This is a genomic window from Pseudomonas sp. ASL9 (assembly GCF_056680335.1).
Genome location: NZ_CM155277.1, coordinates 4,534,110 through 4,548,196, shown reverse-complemented (window position 1 = coordinate 4,548,196; position 14,087 = coordinate 4,534,110). Strand labels below are relative to the sequence as shown.

Here is a 14,087-nt window from a genome sequence, read left to right as displayed (position 1 = left end):
TTGAATTGTTGCCAAGTATCTTTTACACAAGATCTTTTATCAACAATTCAGCTACTTGCACAGCGTTCAACGCTGCACCCTTACGCACATTATCAGACGTGATCCACAGATTAAGTTCCGCAGGGTCGTCAATCCCCGCCCGCACGCGCCCTACATAGACGACATCCTGGCCAACGGCATCGCCGACCGCAGTGGGGTAATCCCCCGCCTCGACCAGTTCAACGCCCGGCGCAGCCTCCAGCCTAGCGTTGACTGCAGCAACATCGACCGCGCCCGACAGCTGCAGCGAAACACTAAAGCTATCACCAAAAAATACCGGGACCTGAATGCAGGTAGCGCACACCTTGAGTGCAGGCACCGCAAGCAACTCACGCAGCTCGGCGACCAGGCGCTTCTCCAAAGGGACATGACCTTGGGCGTCCGGCGTACCCACCTGAGCCAGAACATTGAAGGCCATCTGCCGATCAAAAAAACGCGGTTCCATCGGTCGCACGTTAAGCAGTTCAGCGGTTTGCCGAGCCAGCTCCGCCACACCTTCGCGGCCTTGACTGGACACCGCGAGGCAGGCAGTGACGTTAATCCGCAGAATTTCAAGCAGCTCGCGCAACGGCGCAATCACCACGGCCAACGCCGCAGCAGATGGACTGGGGCTGGCAATTTGATACGGCTTTTTCAGCGTACCAATCAGGGCTGCATTGATTTCCGGGACAATGTTGGGCGCCTGCTCGACCGGCAAACCGCCAGACAGGTCGATCACCGTGCAACCGGCCGCAGTTGCCCGGGCCGCATAGCTGCGGGTAATGGCCGGGCCGGCGGCAAAAAAAGCCAACTGGACTTTGCTGAAATCGAATTCATCCACTTCACGCACGCGCACATTCTTGCCCTTGAATGGCACCGAATGGCCAGCCGATTCGATGCTCGCCAGCAGGTGCAGACCCGCCACCGGGAACTCGCGATCTTCAAGAATCTGGACCAGGGTTTCGCCCACAGTACCGGTGGCGCCGATCACGGCAATATCAAAGGACTGTGTCATGCAAAAACCTCAAGCAAAAACGGGGAGCGGCACTTTAACCGTCGAGGTACTGACAGGCAATTAACCTCAAGAGCAGAGACAGGTTTAATCCGACTGACAGTCAATTTCAGGGTTCCAACCCGATTCGAAAAAATATGCCACCACTCCATACGCCCAACCAACGCTGCCCGTCGATTTCTCGCGTGACCGCCAGATCGACCAATTGATAGAACACATTGCGATGAATCAGCGCTTCCAGATTGACCCGCACATGAATGTAGGGCGCCGGCTCCTGGGTCAGCGGATCAGTTTCTACCCGTATTGGATGCTCGGGCCCCGCCTCGGCCTGGTCCTCGACATTGGTGATGAAGCGCAAGCGCTGATCTTCGCCCTCACCTTCCACCTCAAGACTGACAGCGACGAAGGGCGCGTCATCCACCTTGATCCGGACTTTCTCTACGGGGGTAATCAGAAAGTAATCGTCGCCGTCACGGCGCATGATCGTGGAAAACAGGCGCACCATCGGTTTACGCCCGATGGGCGTGCCGAGGTAATACCACGTGCCGTCACGGGCAATACGCATATCTATATCGCCGCAAAAATCGGGATTCCATAGGTGAACAGGCGGCAGCCCCTTCGACTTGGGGATCTGCGCGAATAAATCGTTGGCCTTGCCCGGACCGCTCATGCGCTTCTCCTTAACGGCTCACGCCTAACAGACTGCGAGCGTAGTCCTCTAAGGGTGGACCAAGCAAATCCTCGGGCTTGGTGTTGTGCAGCGTCAGCAATCCGCCGCGCATGTGAATCCGTGCGGTATCAACCAAATAGCGGGTGTTGGTTTCAATCACCATCAGTTGAATCACACCACTGTCGACCCCCAGCCGATCCAACGCTTGCTGGTCGGCCCAGTCATCGCTGTTACCAATCCGGTCGTCAGCTTTGGCGAAGCGGGTGTACAGCAAGTAGTTCGCACCCGCCGCACGCGCTTCGTTCAGGGCCGCATCCAGGCCCATTGGCGCTTTTGCCCGACGAACCATTGGGAAGTATTCGACAAAGCCGTTAAAGGCTTCTTCGGCCACGACATTGGGCCGCGGATAGGCGTTGCCGGGCGGAACGAATGAGCCTTGGGCGATATAAATGAAGGAGTCTGCCTGCAAACGCCGATTGTTGGCCCGACTCGTGTCGCTATGATCAAGCAAGCCCGCATCACTCAACTGATCATGAGTGCCCTGCCCCATGTCACTGATACTCATGCAGCCACTCAACGCCAGCAGCGTCAGTAGCAAAACCAGACTACGCATCATGCTCTCCCAGGTGCCAGTGACGGAAAACCGGCGAATGCGCACCCAATGCAGCTTCCGCGCCATGAGACACAGTGAGAGCAACAACACTCGAGGGTGATGCGCCAGATACCGGGAGGTGCTGTGTTTAGCCGCCGATGATTTTCATGATCGTGGCGCCGCCGGAAAACGCGACTTCCTGCTTGTCGCCCAAGGCTTTGACCAGCAATCGCTGGAGCGCTGGCAAGGCTTCATGGCGCGGTTTATCCAGCAAGTCACCGACGTAGTGGCGGTTACTGGAGGACAGGCAACCGTGCAACCAGCCTGTGGAAGAGAGGCGCAAGCGTGAGCAGGTACGGCAGAACGGCACGCTTTCGTTGGCGATCACGCCGAAAAAACCATGGTTGGGAATTTGATACCGAACAGCAGTGGCATCCACGGGCGCGTCGGCCTGCAGGTACTCATAATGCTCGCCGACCAATGCCAGTAATTGCTGCAAGCTGACGAACTGCTGCAGGAAGGCATTCGAATCGCTGGCCAGATGCCCCATGCGCATCAACTCAATGAAGCGCAGCTCATAGCCTCGCTCCAGGCAGTAGTCGAGCAACGGCATCACCTGATCCAGGTTTTGCCCACGCAGCGGCACCATATTGACTTTGATTTTGATCCCGGCAGCGCGTGCCTGATCCATGCCGTCCAGCACAGTGGCCAGATCACCGCCACGGGCGATCTTGCGGAAGGCCGCAGGGTCGAGGGTATCAAGGGAGACGTTGATCCGGCGAATACCGGCATCGACCAGCAATGGCAGCTTGCGAGCGAGTAATTGACCATTGGTGGTCAGACTGATTTCGGCCAGACCCAGTTGCCCGACCTGACGCATGAAGGCTTCCAGCTTCGGGCTCACCAGCGGCTCACCGCCGGTAATGCGCAGACGCTCGATGCCTGCGGCCTCGATCAGATAGGTTACGCCACGCGCCATGGCATCGGCCGACAACTCATCCTGCGCGGCAACCAGTCGTTTGCCGTTGGGCACACAGTAGGTACACGCATAGTTGCAGGCTGAAGTCAGGCTGATTCGCAAATTGCGAAAACGCCTGCCTTGACGGTCAACGATCATGAACGGCTCCGGCTAAGGTATTAGACCTGTGAAACCTGACTAAAAAATCAAGTTTTAGCAAGCCCCAGATCCAAGTATATTCCTGCTCTGTCGCCCCGGCATTCACTACCTGTCGCTATAACGCCACCGAATACCTCAGATGCCTGGCGGAATAGTATCGGTATCACGCTTGCGCTTGTTGCCCATGCGCACACCGATATCCATCAGGAACTGAAAGAAACCTTCCTGATCTTCGATTACGTTGCTCCAGAACGGCGAGTGATAGAGCGCCACCGCACCGTGCACCAGCGCCCAGGAAGCGCAGTAATGGAAATAAGGCGGCACGTCTTCGAGCTTGCCCTCGCTGATCCGGCCCTTGATCAACAGGGTCAGACGCTCAAAGTTCGACGCCCGAATCCCGTGCAACTCCTCGACCATTTCCGGCACATGGCTGCCCCTGACCACTTTTTCTTCCAGACGATCGAACAACCGGTAGCGCTGTGGATCACGCATGCGGAACTCGAAATAGGCGCGGGATAAAGCTTCCTTATCCTTGTCGACGTCGGCAGAGTGGAGCAACTCGTTCAAATCGCGCTCATAGTCGAGCATCAAGCGCAGGTAAATCTCTGCCTTGGACTTGAAGTGTTTATAGATGGTGCCTTTGCCGATACCCACGGCATCAGCGATCATCTCGACGGTGACACTGTCTTCACCTTGATCGAGGAACAGCTTTAGCGCGGTATCGAGAATTTCTTGCTCGCGGCGACGAAACTCACGGACCTTACGAGGTTCTTTTTGCATGAGAAAAGGTCTGTAGGGGTCAAAATCGAAGCCGCGTATTATGCCTAACTTGCGCCAAATTGCACGGATCATCCGACCATGTCTACGTTTCTTGATGAATTTGCACAGGCCCCGGGCCTGCGATATTTGAACCATGCCGCGGTGGCTCCCTGGCCGAAACGCACAGCAACCGCAGTCAGCCGCTTCGCTCAGGAGAACGTTTTACTGGGTGCACGGGATTATCCGGACTGGATGGTGGTAGAGCAGCGCTTGCGTGAACGCTTGATGCGCCTGCTGAACGCACCTTCGACCGATGACATTGCCCTGGTCAAAAATACGTCGGAAGCACTCTCGTTCGTTGCTTTTGGACTGGACTGGAAAGCCGGCGACCAAATAGTCATCAGCGACGAAGAGTTTCCGTCCAACCGCATCGTCTGGGAGGCGCTAGCGCCAAAAGGCGTCGAAGTCATCCAGGTCAGCCTCAAAAGCGAAAACCCGGAAGCAGCGCTGCTCGCCGCCTGCGGACCTCGCACACGACTGTTGTCGATCAGCGCGGTGCAATACGCTTCGGGCTTGCGCCTGGATCTTGAACACTTGGGCCAGGGCTGCAAACAACGCAACGTGCTGTTCTGCATTGATGCGATTCAGCAGCTAGGCGCCCTGCCCTTTGATGTTCAGGCCAGCCAATGTGACTTCGCCATGGCAGACGGCCATAAGTGGCTGCTGGGCCCGGAAGGCCTGGGCGTGTTTTATTGCCGTAGCGCGTTGCGGCCACAGCTGAAACTGAGTGAGTTTGGTTGGCATATGCTTGAGCATATGGGTGACTACAACCGCACCACATGGGAGCCCGCCTTATCGGCCCGCCGCTTTGAATGTGGCAGCCCGAACATGCTTGGCACCATGGCGCTGGAAGCCAGCCTGTCTCTGCTCGAAGAAGTCGGTATGGACGAGGTTGGCAAAGCAATAGCGGAACGTATCCTCTGGCTGGAAGAAGGGCTGAGTGCCATTCCCGGCGCCCGCCTGCACACGCCCATACATCCTGATCGACGTGCGGGCATTCTGAGTTTCAGCCTGGATGGCGTGGCGAACGCCCACGTGTTCGAGCACCTTAAACAGGAACAGGTGGTTTGCGTTCAGCGTGGACCTGGCGTCAGGTTTTCGCCGCATTTTTATACTGAATCGCGGGTAATCGAAGAGACATTAGCTATCGTGCGCAAGCTGGCAGCTCATTGAGAACTCAACCGAAGCGAAGGTATTCCAAATCTGTTTAAAAAATGAGCAGATCCGGCTGGACGCCGGCCAATCATGACCAATACTTAAGGTGTTGGCGTGACATCTCCCCCAAGTGACGCGCTGATAAAGGTGCCAATGGACAACGCACCTTTGTTTTACTCCTAATGGTCTTAACCCGGCTTCCCCCCCCAGAAGCCGGGTTTTTTTTGCCCCAAAAACCACTCAAAACAAACAGCGCCTAGCGCTTCACGTGCGCCAAAGGGAACAGACGCATGAAGTTTTCAGTAGTCTTTTCGGCAAAGCGCTCGTAGGACTCACCGCGCAACATCGCCAGAAACTCTGCTACTTCCCGCACGTATTGCGGAAGGTTGGGCTTGCCTCGATAAGGGATCGGCGCCAGATAGGGCGAGTCGGTTTCCACCAGCAATCGATCAGCGGGCACCTGACGCGCGACGTCTCGCAACGCATCAGCATTACGGAAGGTGACGATCCCGGACAATGAGATATAAAACCCCAGATCCAGCGCTGCCCTGGCCATCTCCCAATCTTCGGTGAAGCAGTGCAGCACACCCCCTTGTGGCAACGCAGCTTCTCGCAGCAGGTTCAGGGTGTCGGCGCGAGCGCCGCGGGTATGCACAATGACCGGCTTACCCGTGAGGTTGGCCGCTTCCAGGTGCAGGCGAAACGATTGCTGCTGAAGCTCGGCAGCCTCTGGCTCGTAGTGATAATCAAGCCCCGTCTCGCCAATCGCCACCACGCGCGGGTGATTCAACTCGTCCAGCAACCAGTCCAGCGCTGGCGCCACACCCGGTTGCAGGTCCAGCGGATGTATACCCACCGAACAATCCACATCGTCATAACGCTCGGCCAGGGCTTTGACTGCACCTGCATTCTCGGCGCTGACACCGATGCACAAAAAATGCCCGACACCACGCGCCCGCGCAGCATCGAGCGCAGCGTCGAGTGAACCTGCATGTTCAGCGAGATCGAGACGGTCGAGGTGGCAATGGGAATCTACAAGCATGGCGAGATAGCAACTACATGGTGTGGGTGGGCCGGTCGGATTTCAGGGCTCCGGCCAGGTACGTTTCAATCTTGTTACGGGCAGTGTTATCACCGTCATTGAACTGCACGCCGACCCCGGCAGCCCGATTACCCTGGGCACCCTTGGGCGTGATCCAGGAGACCTTACCTGTCACCGGGATCTTTTCCGGCTCGTCCATCAGGTTGAGCAACATGAACACCTCGTCACCCAGCTTGTAGCTTTTGCTGGTCGGGATGAACAGGCCACCATTTTTGATGAACGGCATATAGGCAGCGTACAGCACGGATTTGTCCTTGATAGTCAGGGACAAAATACCATTCCGTGGGCCTGGACTCAGCGGCAAGTTCATTACAACTCCTGATGGCGTGATCCGAATAATAGGGTCTGTTGACGTTTGGTGGCGAACCGCGTCACCAAACGTCAACAGACCCTAGAGTCTAACCCTGTCCGGGCAAGCCTGCCCACTGCACCAACAACGCTTCGAGCAACAACACGCGGTTAAGGTTGGCCTTGGACATGACTTTCTGACGTTGGGCCAGCACCCAATCCTGAATATCGAGCACTTTGCCCTGGGTGGATTTCTGCGCCAGGTATTGCAGCACCTTACGCATATCACCCAAACCAAGGCCCGCTTCATCCTGAGTCAGCTGATAGCGCAGAATCAGGTATGACCAGTCGCAAAACCAGTCAAACAGCAACAACAGAGGAATATCTTTCCAGCCTTCAGCCAGCTGAGTCGGTGATTGCTGGTGTTTGAGCAGTTTTTTCACACCGTCCACCACCAGCGCCCGCTGCTCCCGTACGCCCTGGGCATGCAAGCTGACCGCCGCCAATGGGGAACCCGCAGCCAGCGTCAGCAATTCGAAACGTTCGTCCTCTGCGCAATCAGGCAACGCGCTGGCCAGCCAGTCCAGGCTCATCGCCTCACTGGGCAGCGGGCAGGCCTGTTGCACGCAACGGCTTTTGACGGTGGGCAGCAATCGGCTCGGCTGATGACTGACCAATAGCAGTACGGTATTGCCCGAAGGCTCTTCGAGGCTTTTGAGCAATGCGTTGGCGGCGTTGACGTTCATCGATTCGGCGGGTTCGATCAACACCACCTTGCGCCCCCCCATGTGCGCGGTCTGTACGACAAAGCTGACCAAATCGCGGACCTGATCGACCTTGATCGCCTTGTCCGCCTCTTCCGGCTCCAGCACGTAATTATCCGGGTGGCTGCCAGCCACCAGCAGCAAGCAGGACTTGCACTGACCACAGGCATCCAGCCCTTGAGGGCGTTGGCACAACAAGCGAGCCATCAGACGCTCCGCCAGTGCACGCTTGCCGATCCCCGCCGGCCCGTGAAGCAAATAAGCATGCGCGTGCTGGCTACGCCCAGCCAGTTGCTGCCAAAGACTTTCCTGCCAAGGGTAGGCCTCAGCCACGTTGAAGCTCCAGCAACTCGGGCAGCAAGCCATCAAGCGATTGCTGAACGTCTGACAACGACAATGCAGCGTTCACCAGACGGTAGCGCTCAGGACTGGCGGCGGCACGCTCAAGGTAGGTGCTGCGCACGGCGTCGAAAAACGTCCGGCCTTCCTGCTCGAAACGATCAAGCCGGCCACGGGCGGTGGCGCGCGCCAGACCGATTTCCACCGGCAGGTCGAACACCAGGGTCAGGTCGGGACGCAGATCGCCCTGAACAAAATTTTCCAGGGTGGCGATTCGCTCCTGGGACAAACCCCGCCCCCCCCCTTGATAGGCATAGGTCGCATCCGTGAACCGATCGCACAGCACCACCGCTCCGCGAGCCAGTGCAGGACGAATGACTTCAGCCAGATGCTGGGCTCTGGCAGCAAATACCAACAACAGCTCGGTATCGGCGTTCATCGGCTCATCGCTGGGCGCCAATAACAGCTCGCGAATCCGCTCAGCCAACGGCGTACCACCCGGCTCCCGGGTCAACACGACATCGATGCCGTGGGCGCGCAGGCGGTCGGCCAGGTATTCACGGTTGGTGCTTTTACCGGCGCCTTCCGGACCTTCCAGGGTAATAAACAAGCCAGTCACAGGCAGTCCTTAATCAAATTCATTGCGGGCCCTGCTCGCCTTTTTCATCCGAAGCAGCCGTGGGTGCGGGAACAGGAACAGGAGCGGGAACGACCTCCGGCTCGGGAGTTGGAGCGGGAGCAGGAGCCGGTAAAGGTAAAAGTGCAGGTGCAGGTGCAGGTGCGACCTCCAACTCGGGTGTTGGCGCGGTTGCCGGGGCTGCAACAGGCGCCGGACTGGAACGATAGTCCGCCCGCCGCTTGAGCTGAAACTCGCGAACAGCGTTGTTATGTGCATCCAGATCGGCAGAAAAAACGTGACTGCCGTCGCCCCGCGCAACGAAATACAAGCTGCTGCCAGACACCGGATTGAGCGCGGCATGGATGGCTTCGCGCCCCACCGACGAGATCGGTGTCGGCGGCAAACCCGAGATGACATAAGTGTTATAGGGTGTCGGCTCTTTCAGGTAGGCCCGGGTCAGCTTGCCGTTGTAACGCTCGCCAAGGCCATAGATCACAGTCGGATCAGTCTGCAACAGCATACCGATCTGCAAGCGCCGGACAAAAACACCCGCGATCTGCGCACGCTCCTGAGGCACGCCAGTTTCCTTCTCCACCAGCGATGCCATGATCAGCGCCTGATATGGCTCGGTGTAAGGCACGTCCGCCGCACGCTTGGTCCACTCCTCCGCCAAGACTTCATCCAGACGGTTATAGGCCTGCTTGAGCAAGTCGACGTCGCTCATGCCGCGCACGTAACGATAGGTATCAGGGAAAAAACGACCTTCGGGAAATACATCGGCATGGCCAAGTTTGGCCATCAATTCCGTGTCACTCAGCTTGGCCAGGGTTTGATCAAGCTTGACCTGCTTGGCCAAGGCCGCACGAACCTGGCGGAAATTCCAGCCCTCGACCAGTGTCAGGCTGTACTGCACCACTTCACCGCGCTGCCACATTCCCAGCAGCGCCTTGGCATTCATTCCGGGTGTCATGCGGTATTCACCGCTGTGAAACGATTGCCCAGACAGGTTGAAGCGCCAGTAAAGACGCAGCCAGAAGGTATCCTTGAGCACACCGTCGGTCTGCAAACGATTAAGCACGCCGGTGGGCGTGGAGCCTGCGGGAACGTCGAGCAACTGTTCCTGAGTCAGGTTCAAGGGCTGCTTGAGCGCTGCATCCTGTTGCCACAGGGACAGGCCCAGCAGGAGCCCTGCGAGGACCAGACAACCTTCGAGCAGCACAAAAAATTTACGAATCACTAATCAAACATCCAGAAGCGCACGAGCAATATCCTGCAGTTTACGGGTGAGCGGACCAACCGGCCAGTTCAGCAGTGCAAACCCTCGCACGGGCCACACGCCGTAAACACTGTTGCACAGGAAAACCTCATCCGCTTGCTCCAGGTCGACCCTCTGGAGGTCGCGCTCTTCAGTGCTGATACCCAGCGCCCGAGCTTGAGCCAGTAGTTCGGCGCGCATCACTCCGGCCACGCCGCAACGGCTCAGATCAGCGGTCAACAGCACACCGTCCTTGATCAGAAACACATTGCTGTACACGCCCTCAATAATCCGCCCGGAGGTATCGCACATAAGCCCTTCAGCGTACGCACTATCCTGCCATTCACTGCGTGCGAGCACCTGCTCGAGCCGGTTCAGGTGCTTAAGCCCGGCCAGCAGCGGTTGTTCAGATAAACGGGTGAGGCATTGAAACAGGCAAACACCCAGATCGGCATGAGCCGCGGGATAGGCTGGCGCCGGGCTACCCTGAAGGATGCGCCGTGGCTTGGCCATGGGGGGGGGTGCGTAACCGCGCACGCTGTCGCCACGGGTGAGAATCAGCTTCATCACGCCCTCGCCCAACTGCGCAGCAAACGCCAGCAATTCGCCGCGGATCAAGGTCTGATCCGCCGCAATAGCCAATCGACTGCAACCTGATGCCAAGCGTTGCAGATGACGCTCAAACAACAAAGGCTGTCCCGCCTTGACGGCGATGGTTTCAAATAAACCATCACCGTAAGCCAGCCCCCTATCCGTGACGGGCAGGGTGTCAGCTGGACGACCATTGATCCAACTTGGCATCAATCAGCGTACCGACGGAACACCAGTGACCCATTGGTACCACCAAATCCGAAGGAGTTGGAGAGCACGACATCGATGGGCATGCTTCGAGCTTCGTGCGGGACGAAGTCCAGATCACAGCCTTCGCCCGGCTCATCAAGGTTGATCGTCGGCGGCGCGACCTGGCCATTGATGGCCAGAATGCTGAAAATCGCCTCGACGGCTCCAGCAGCACCGAGCAAGTGACCGGTCATCGATTTGGTCGACGTGATGGCCAGCTTGTAGGCATGGTCGCCAAAGACGGTCTTGATCGCCGATGCTTCGGCCAAATCGCCCGCCAGGGTCGACGTGCCGTGAGCGTTGATGTGCTGCACTTCATCAACGTTGATCCTGGCGTCACGCAGCGCATTGGCAATGCAACGTGCGGCACCGGCACCATCTTCAGGTGGCGAGGTCATGTGATAAGCGTCACCGCTCATACCAAAGCCGATCAGCTCGGCATAGATGGTCGCGCCACGCGCCTTGGCGTGCTCCAGTTCTTCAAGCACCAAGGCTCCGGCGCCGTCGGACAAAACGAAACCATCACGGCCTTTGTCCCACGGACGGCTTGCCCGGGCAGGGTCGTCATTGCGGGTAGACAGCGCCCGCGCGGCACCAAAGCCACCCATACCCAGACCGCAGGCGGCCATTTCCGCGCCCCCGGCGATCATCACGTCGGCTTCACCGTAGGCAATGTTGCGTGCAGCCATGCCAATGCAATGGGTGCCCGTGGAGCAAGCGGTTGCGATGGCGTAGTTAGGCCCCTGTGCACCCAGATGGATCGACAGGAAGCCGGAAATCATATTGATAATCGAGCCCGGTACAAAAAACGGAGAAATCCGCCCCGGTCCTTGCTCATGCAACGAGCGGGCGTTGTTCTCGATATTGGTCAAGCCACCGATACCCGCACCCATGGCAACGCCAATGCGATCACGGTTAGCGTCGGTCACTTCAAGCCCGGAGTTACGCACGGCCTGAAAGCTCGCGGCCAAACCGTACTGAATGAAAAGGTCGAGACGCCGGGCCTCTTTGGGCGCCAGATACTCCTCGACGTTGAAGCCTTTTACCGAGCCGCCAAAACGGGTGGTAAAGGCCGAAAGGTCCGTGTGTTCGATCAGACCAATGCCACTGCGACCAGCCAGAATGCCCTGCCAAGAACTCGGAACGTCCGTGCCCAGTGGCGACAACATACCCATACCGGTGACTACGACGCGTCTACGCGACACAGCACTCTCCTTTAATCTGTTGACGACTCTTTACATCACATCTAAAGAAAAAACCGCACGCCGATGATGGCAGTGCGGTTTTTCCCGACAGCAAGCGACAACTACAAACTATTTTGCGTCGTGGCTAGTAACGTAGTCGATGGCTGCTTGAACGGTAGTGATTTTTTCGGCTTCTTCGTCAGGGATTTCGGTCTCGAATTCCTCTTCCAGAGCCATCACCAGCTCCACGGTATCAAGGGAGTCAGCGCCCAGGTCTTCAACGAAAGAAGCAGCGTTTGTCACTTCCTCTGCTTTGACGCCAAGTTGCTCCATAACGATTTTCTTGACGCGCTCTTCGATGGTGCTCATACCTTGTTTTAACTCCTAGTGGACAAATTCAGGCAGCTGGCCGGTGGGTAAGTGTATCGAAGAGGTTTTGCGCATTTCAAGCTCAATGCTCATCCCCTGTAACCACACCCGCCTTCCGCCTATTAATAGATTGCAGCTTTATAACGGATTTTAGACCGGTCGTATGACATTTTTTTGAAGCAACCCGTCACATTTAACTCATGTACATGCCGCCATTCACCGGGATTGTAGCCCCGGTAACGTAGCCGGCACCTTCAGATGCAAGAAAAGCGACCACGTGCGCGATCTCTTGCGCCTGCCCCAAACGTCCCAAAGGAATCTGGGTAATCAACGACTGACGTTGCGCTTCTGGCAGCTCGCGGGTCATATCAGTATCGATAAAACCGGGTGCAACCGCGTTCACGGTGACCGCACGCGAACCGACTTCACGGGCCAGGGCGCGGCTGAAACCTTCCAGACCAGCCTTTGCGGCTGCGTAGTTTACTTGGCCTGCGTTGCCCATGGCACCCACTACCGACCCAATACTGATGATTCGACCCCAACGGGCCTTGGTCATGCCGCGCAAAACACCCTTGGACAGCCGAAATAGACTGTTCAGGTTGGTGTCGACAACGTCATGCCATTCGTCATCTTTCATTCGCATCATCAGGTTGTCACGGGTGATACCGGCGTTATTGACCAGGATCAACGGCGCACCAACGCGCTCTTGAATCAATGCCAGTGTCGCGCTGACCGACGCATCGTTGCAGACATCGAGCGCCAGCCCGAAACCTTCAATGCCATTTTCCTTGAAGGTCGCGCTGATACGCTCGGCGCCAGACTCGGACGTTGCCGTCCCGACCACGATCGCACCGTTACGTCCCAATTCAAGGGCAATGGCTTGGCCAATACCGCGGCTCGCACCGGTGACCAGTGCAACTTTACCTTGCAGGCTCATGCAAGCTTCTCCTAATCAGGCTAATGCCGCACGGGTGGCGGCGAAGGCATCTGGGGTATTAAGGTTGTAGGTCGTTACGCCTTCGGCGCAGCGCTTGTTCAAACCAGCCAGCACTTTACCGGGCCCGCACTCGACCAACCGAGTCGCGCCATGGGCTGCAAGGAACTGGATAGACTCGACCCAACGCACAGGCTTGTACAACTGCTCTAACAGATCGCGCTTGAGGGTATCAAGATCCGCCACCGCCGACGCACTGACATTTTGTACCAGCTTGATCTGCGGCGCTTGCCAGGCAATCCCCTCGATGGCCTCAGCGAAGCGCTCGGCGGCCGGACGCATCAATTCGCAATGCGACGGCACACTGACCGGCAATGGCAATGCACGTTTGGCGCCACGGGCCTTGCAGGCCTCGATGGCCCGCTCGACGGCGGCAGCGGAGCCTGCGATGACCACTTGGCCCGGCGAGTTGAAATTCACCGCGCTGACGACATCGCCTTGGGCGGCCTCGGCGCAAGCGGCCAACACCTCGGCATCGTCCAGCCCCAGAATGGCGGCCATACCGCCCTGACCCGCCGGCACAGCCTGCTGCATCAACTGACCACGACGTTCAACCAGCTTGACCGCATCTTTCAAGGTCAGGCTGCCTGCGGCCACCAGCGCACTGTACTCGCCCAGACTGTGTCCGGCGACATACGCAGGGCGCAGCGTGCTTTCAGCCAACCACAGGCGCCACAGCGCAACGGAGGCCGTCAGAATCGCAGGCTGGGTTTTATCGGTTTGATTGAGTTGCTCTTCCGGCCCTTGCTGGGTCAGCGCCCAAAGGTCGTAACCCAGGGCTTCGGAAGCTTCACTGAAGGTATCGAGGATCAGCCTATGCTGGGCGCCCTGTTCGGCAAGCATGCCGAGGGACTGCGATCCTTGACCCGGAAAGACGAATGCGAGGGATGCAGACATTGAACAAGCCCCTAATGATTTGTCGTCGAAAATTGACGCCTGACCACGCCAGG

The 14,087-nt window shown here is 57.7% G+C and carries 16 protein-coding genes; 1 reads left to right on the top strand and 15 read right to left on the bottom strand.

Going from position 1 to position 14,087, the window contains the following annotated elements; genetic code table 11:
• Positions 1-22: 22 nt before the first annotated feature.
• The 5 genes from AC1ME2_RS21065 to AC1ME2_RS21045 all read right to left on the bottom strand — a co-directional run bounded on the left by AC1ME2_RS21065 (position 23) and on the right by AC1ME2_RS21045 (position 4,189).
• Positions 23-1,033 carry an aspartate-semialdehyde dehydrogenase gene (locus tag AC1ME2_RS21065; protein WP_480436491.1) on the bottom strand — a complete coding sequence of 337 codons (1,011 nt, stop codon included), beginning with the start codon at positions 1,031-1,033 and terminating at the stop codon, positions 23-25.
• A gap of 106 nt (positions 1,034-1,139) precedes the next feature.
• Positions 1,140-1,700 carry a DUF1285 domain-containing protein gene (locus AC1ME2_RS21060; RefSeq protein ID WP_480436490.1) on the bottom strand — a complete coding sequence of 187 codons (561 nt, stop codon included), beginning with the start codon at positions 1,698-1,700 and terminating at the stop codon, positions 1,140-1,142.
• A 10-nt stretch (positions 1,701-1,710) separates the two neighbouring features.
• A complete protein-coding gene (locus AC1ME2_RS21055; RefSeq protein ID WP_480436488.1) occupies positions 1,711-2,313 on the bottom strand; it encodes a DUF4823 domain-containing protein in 603 nt (200 codons plus the stop codon).
• Positions 2,314-2,440: 127 nt separating this feature from the next.
• Positions 2,441-3,409: a GTP 3',8-cyclase MoaA gene (locus AC1ME2_RS21050; protein ID WP_480436486.1), complete on the bottom strand. Its 969-nt coding sequence runs from the start codon at positions 3,407-3,409 to the stop codon at positions 2,441-2,443.
• Positions 3,410-3,544: 135 nt separating this feature from the next.
• Positions 3,545-4,189, bottom strand: coding sequence for a TetR/AcrR family transcriptional regulator (locus AC1ME2_RS21045; protein ID WP_480436483.1), 645 nt, complete (start codon positions 4,187-4,189; stop codon positions 3,545-3,547).
• Between the two features lie 78 nt (positions 4,190-4,267).
• On the opposite strand from AC1ME2_RS21045, the gene AC1ME2_RS21040 reads away from it, so the two are divergent.
• Positions 4,268-5,401: an aminotransferase class V-fold PLP-dependent enzyme gene (locus AC1ME2_RS21040; RefSeq protein WP_480436481.1), complete on the top strand. Its 1,134-nt coding sequence runs from the start codon at positions 4,268-4,270 to the stop codon at positions 5,399-5,401.
• A 238-nt stretch (positions 5,402-5,639) separates the two neighbouring features.
• Here AC1ME2_RS21040 and AC1ME2_RS21035 read toward each other — a convergent pair whose 3' ends face one another.
• The 10 genes from AC1ME2_RS21035 to fabD form a co-directional block, all read right to left on the bottom strand.
• Complete coding sequence (locus AC1ME2_RS21035) at positions 5,640-6,425, bottom strand: TatD family hydrolase (protein WP_480436479.1); 786 nt, start codon at positions 6,423-6,425, stop codon at positions 5,640-5,642.
• Between the two features lie 13 nt (positions 6,426-6,438).
• Positions 6,439-6,795, bottom strand: coding sequence for a PilZ domain-containing protein (locus AC1ME2_RS21030; RefSeq protein WP_480436477.1), 357 nt, complete (start codon positions 6,793-6,795; stop codon positions 6,439-6,441).
• An 88-nt stretch (positions 6,796-6,883) separates the two neighbouring features.
• The gene (locus tag AC1ME2_RS21025) at positions 6,884-7,870 is read right to left on the bottom strand and encodes a DNA polymerase III subunit delta' (RefSeq protein WP_480436476.1); all 987 of its coding nucleotides are present in this window, start codon (positions 7,868-7,870) and stop codon (positions 6,884-6,886) included.
• Positions 7,863-8,495 carry a dTMP kinase gene (gene tmk / locus AC1ME2_RS21020; protein WP_480436473.1) on the bottom strand — a complete coding sequence of 211 codons (633 nt, stop codon included), beginning with the start codon at positions 8,493-8,495 and terminating at the stop codon, positions 7,863-7,865. Before tmk ends, AC1ME2_RS21025 begins: the two co-directional genes overlap by 8 nt.
• Before the next feature lie 19 nt (positions 8,496-8,514).
• Positions 8,515-9,732 carry an endolytic transglycosylase MltG gene (gene mltG, locus AC1ME2_RS21015; protein ID WP_480436471.1) on the bottom strand — a complete coding sequence of 406 codons (1,218 nt, stop codon included), beginning with the start codon at positions 9,730-9,732 and terminating at the stop codon, positions 8,515-8,517.
• Between the two features lie 3 nt (positions 9,733-9,735).
• Positions 9,736-10,551, bottom strand: a complete 816-nt coding sequence (gene pabC / locus AC1ME2_RS21010) for an aminodeoxychorismate lyase (RefSeq protein WP_480436470.1) — start codon at positions 10,549-10,551, stop codon at positions 9,736-9,738.
• Complete coding sequence (fabF, locus tag AC1ME2_RS21005; protein ID WP_480436468.1) at positions 10,551-11,795, bottom strand: beta-ketoacyl-ACP synthase II; 1,245 nt, start codon at positions 11,793-11,795, stop codon at positions 10,551-10,553. Before fabF ends, pabC begins: the two co-directional genes overlap by 1 nt.
• A gap of 108 nt (positions 11,796-11,903) precedes the next feature.
• The gene (gene acpP / locus AC1ME2_RS21000) at positions 11,904-12,143 is read right to left on the bottom strand and encodes an acyl carrier protein (RefSeq protein WP_480436467.1); all 240 of its coding nucleotides are present in this window, start codon (positions 12,141-12,143) and stop codon (positions 11,904-11,906) included.
• A gap of 193 nt (positions 12,144-12,336) precedes the next feature.
• Positions 12,337-13,080, bottom strand: a complete 744-nt coding sequence (fabG, locus tag AC1ME2_RS20995) for a 3-oxoacyl-ACP reductase FabG (RefSeq protein WP_480436465.1) — start codon at positions 13,078-13,080, stop codon at positions 12,337-12,339.
• A gap of 15 nt (positions 13,081-13,095) precedes the next feature.
• Positions 13,096-14,034 carry an ACP S-malonyltransferase gene (gene fabD, locus AC1ME2_RS20990; protein WP_480436464.1) on the bottom strand — a complete coding sequence of 313 codons (939 nt, stop codon included), beginning with the start codon at positions 14,032-14,034 and terminating at the stop codon, positions 13,096-13,098.
• Positions 14,035-14,087 lie beyond the last annotated feature (53 nt).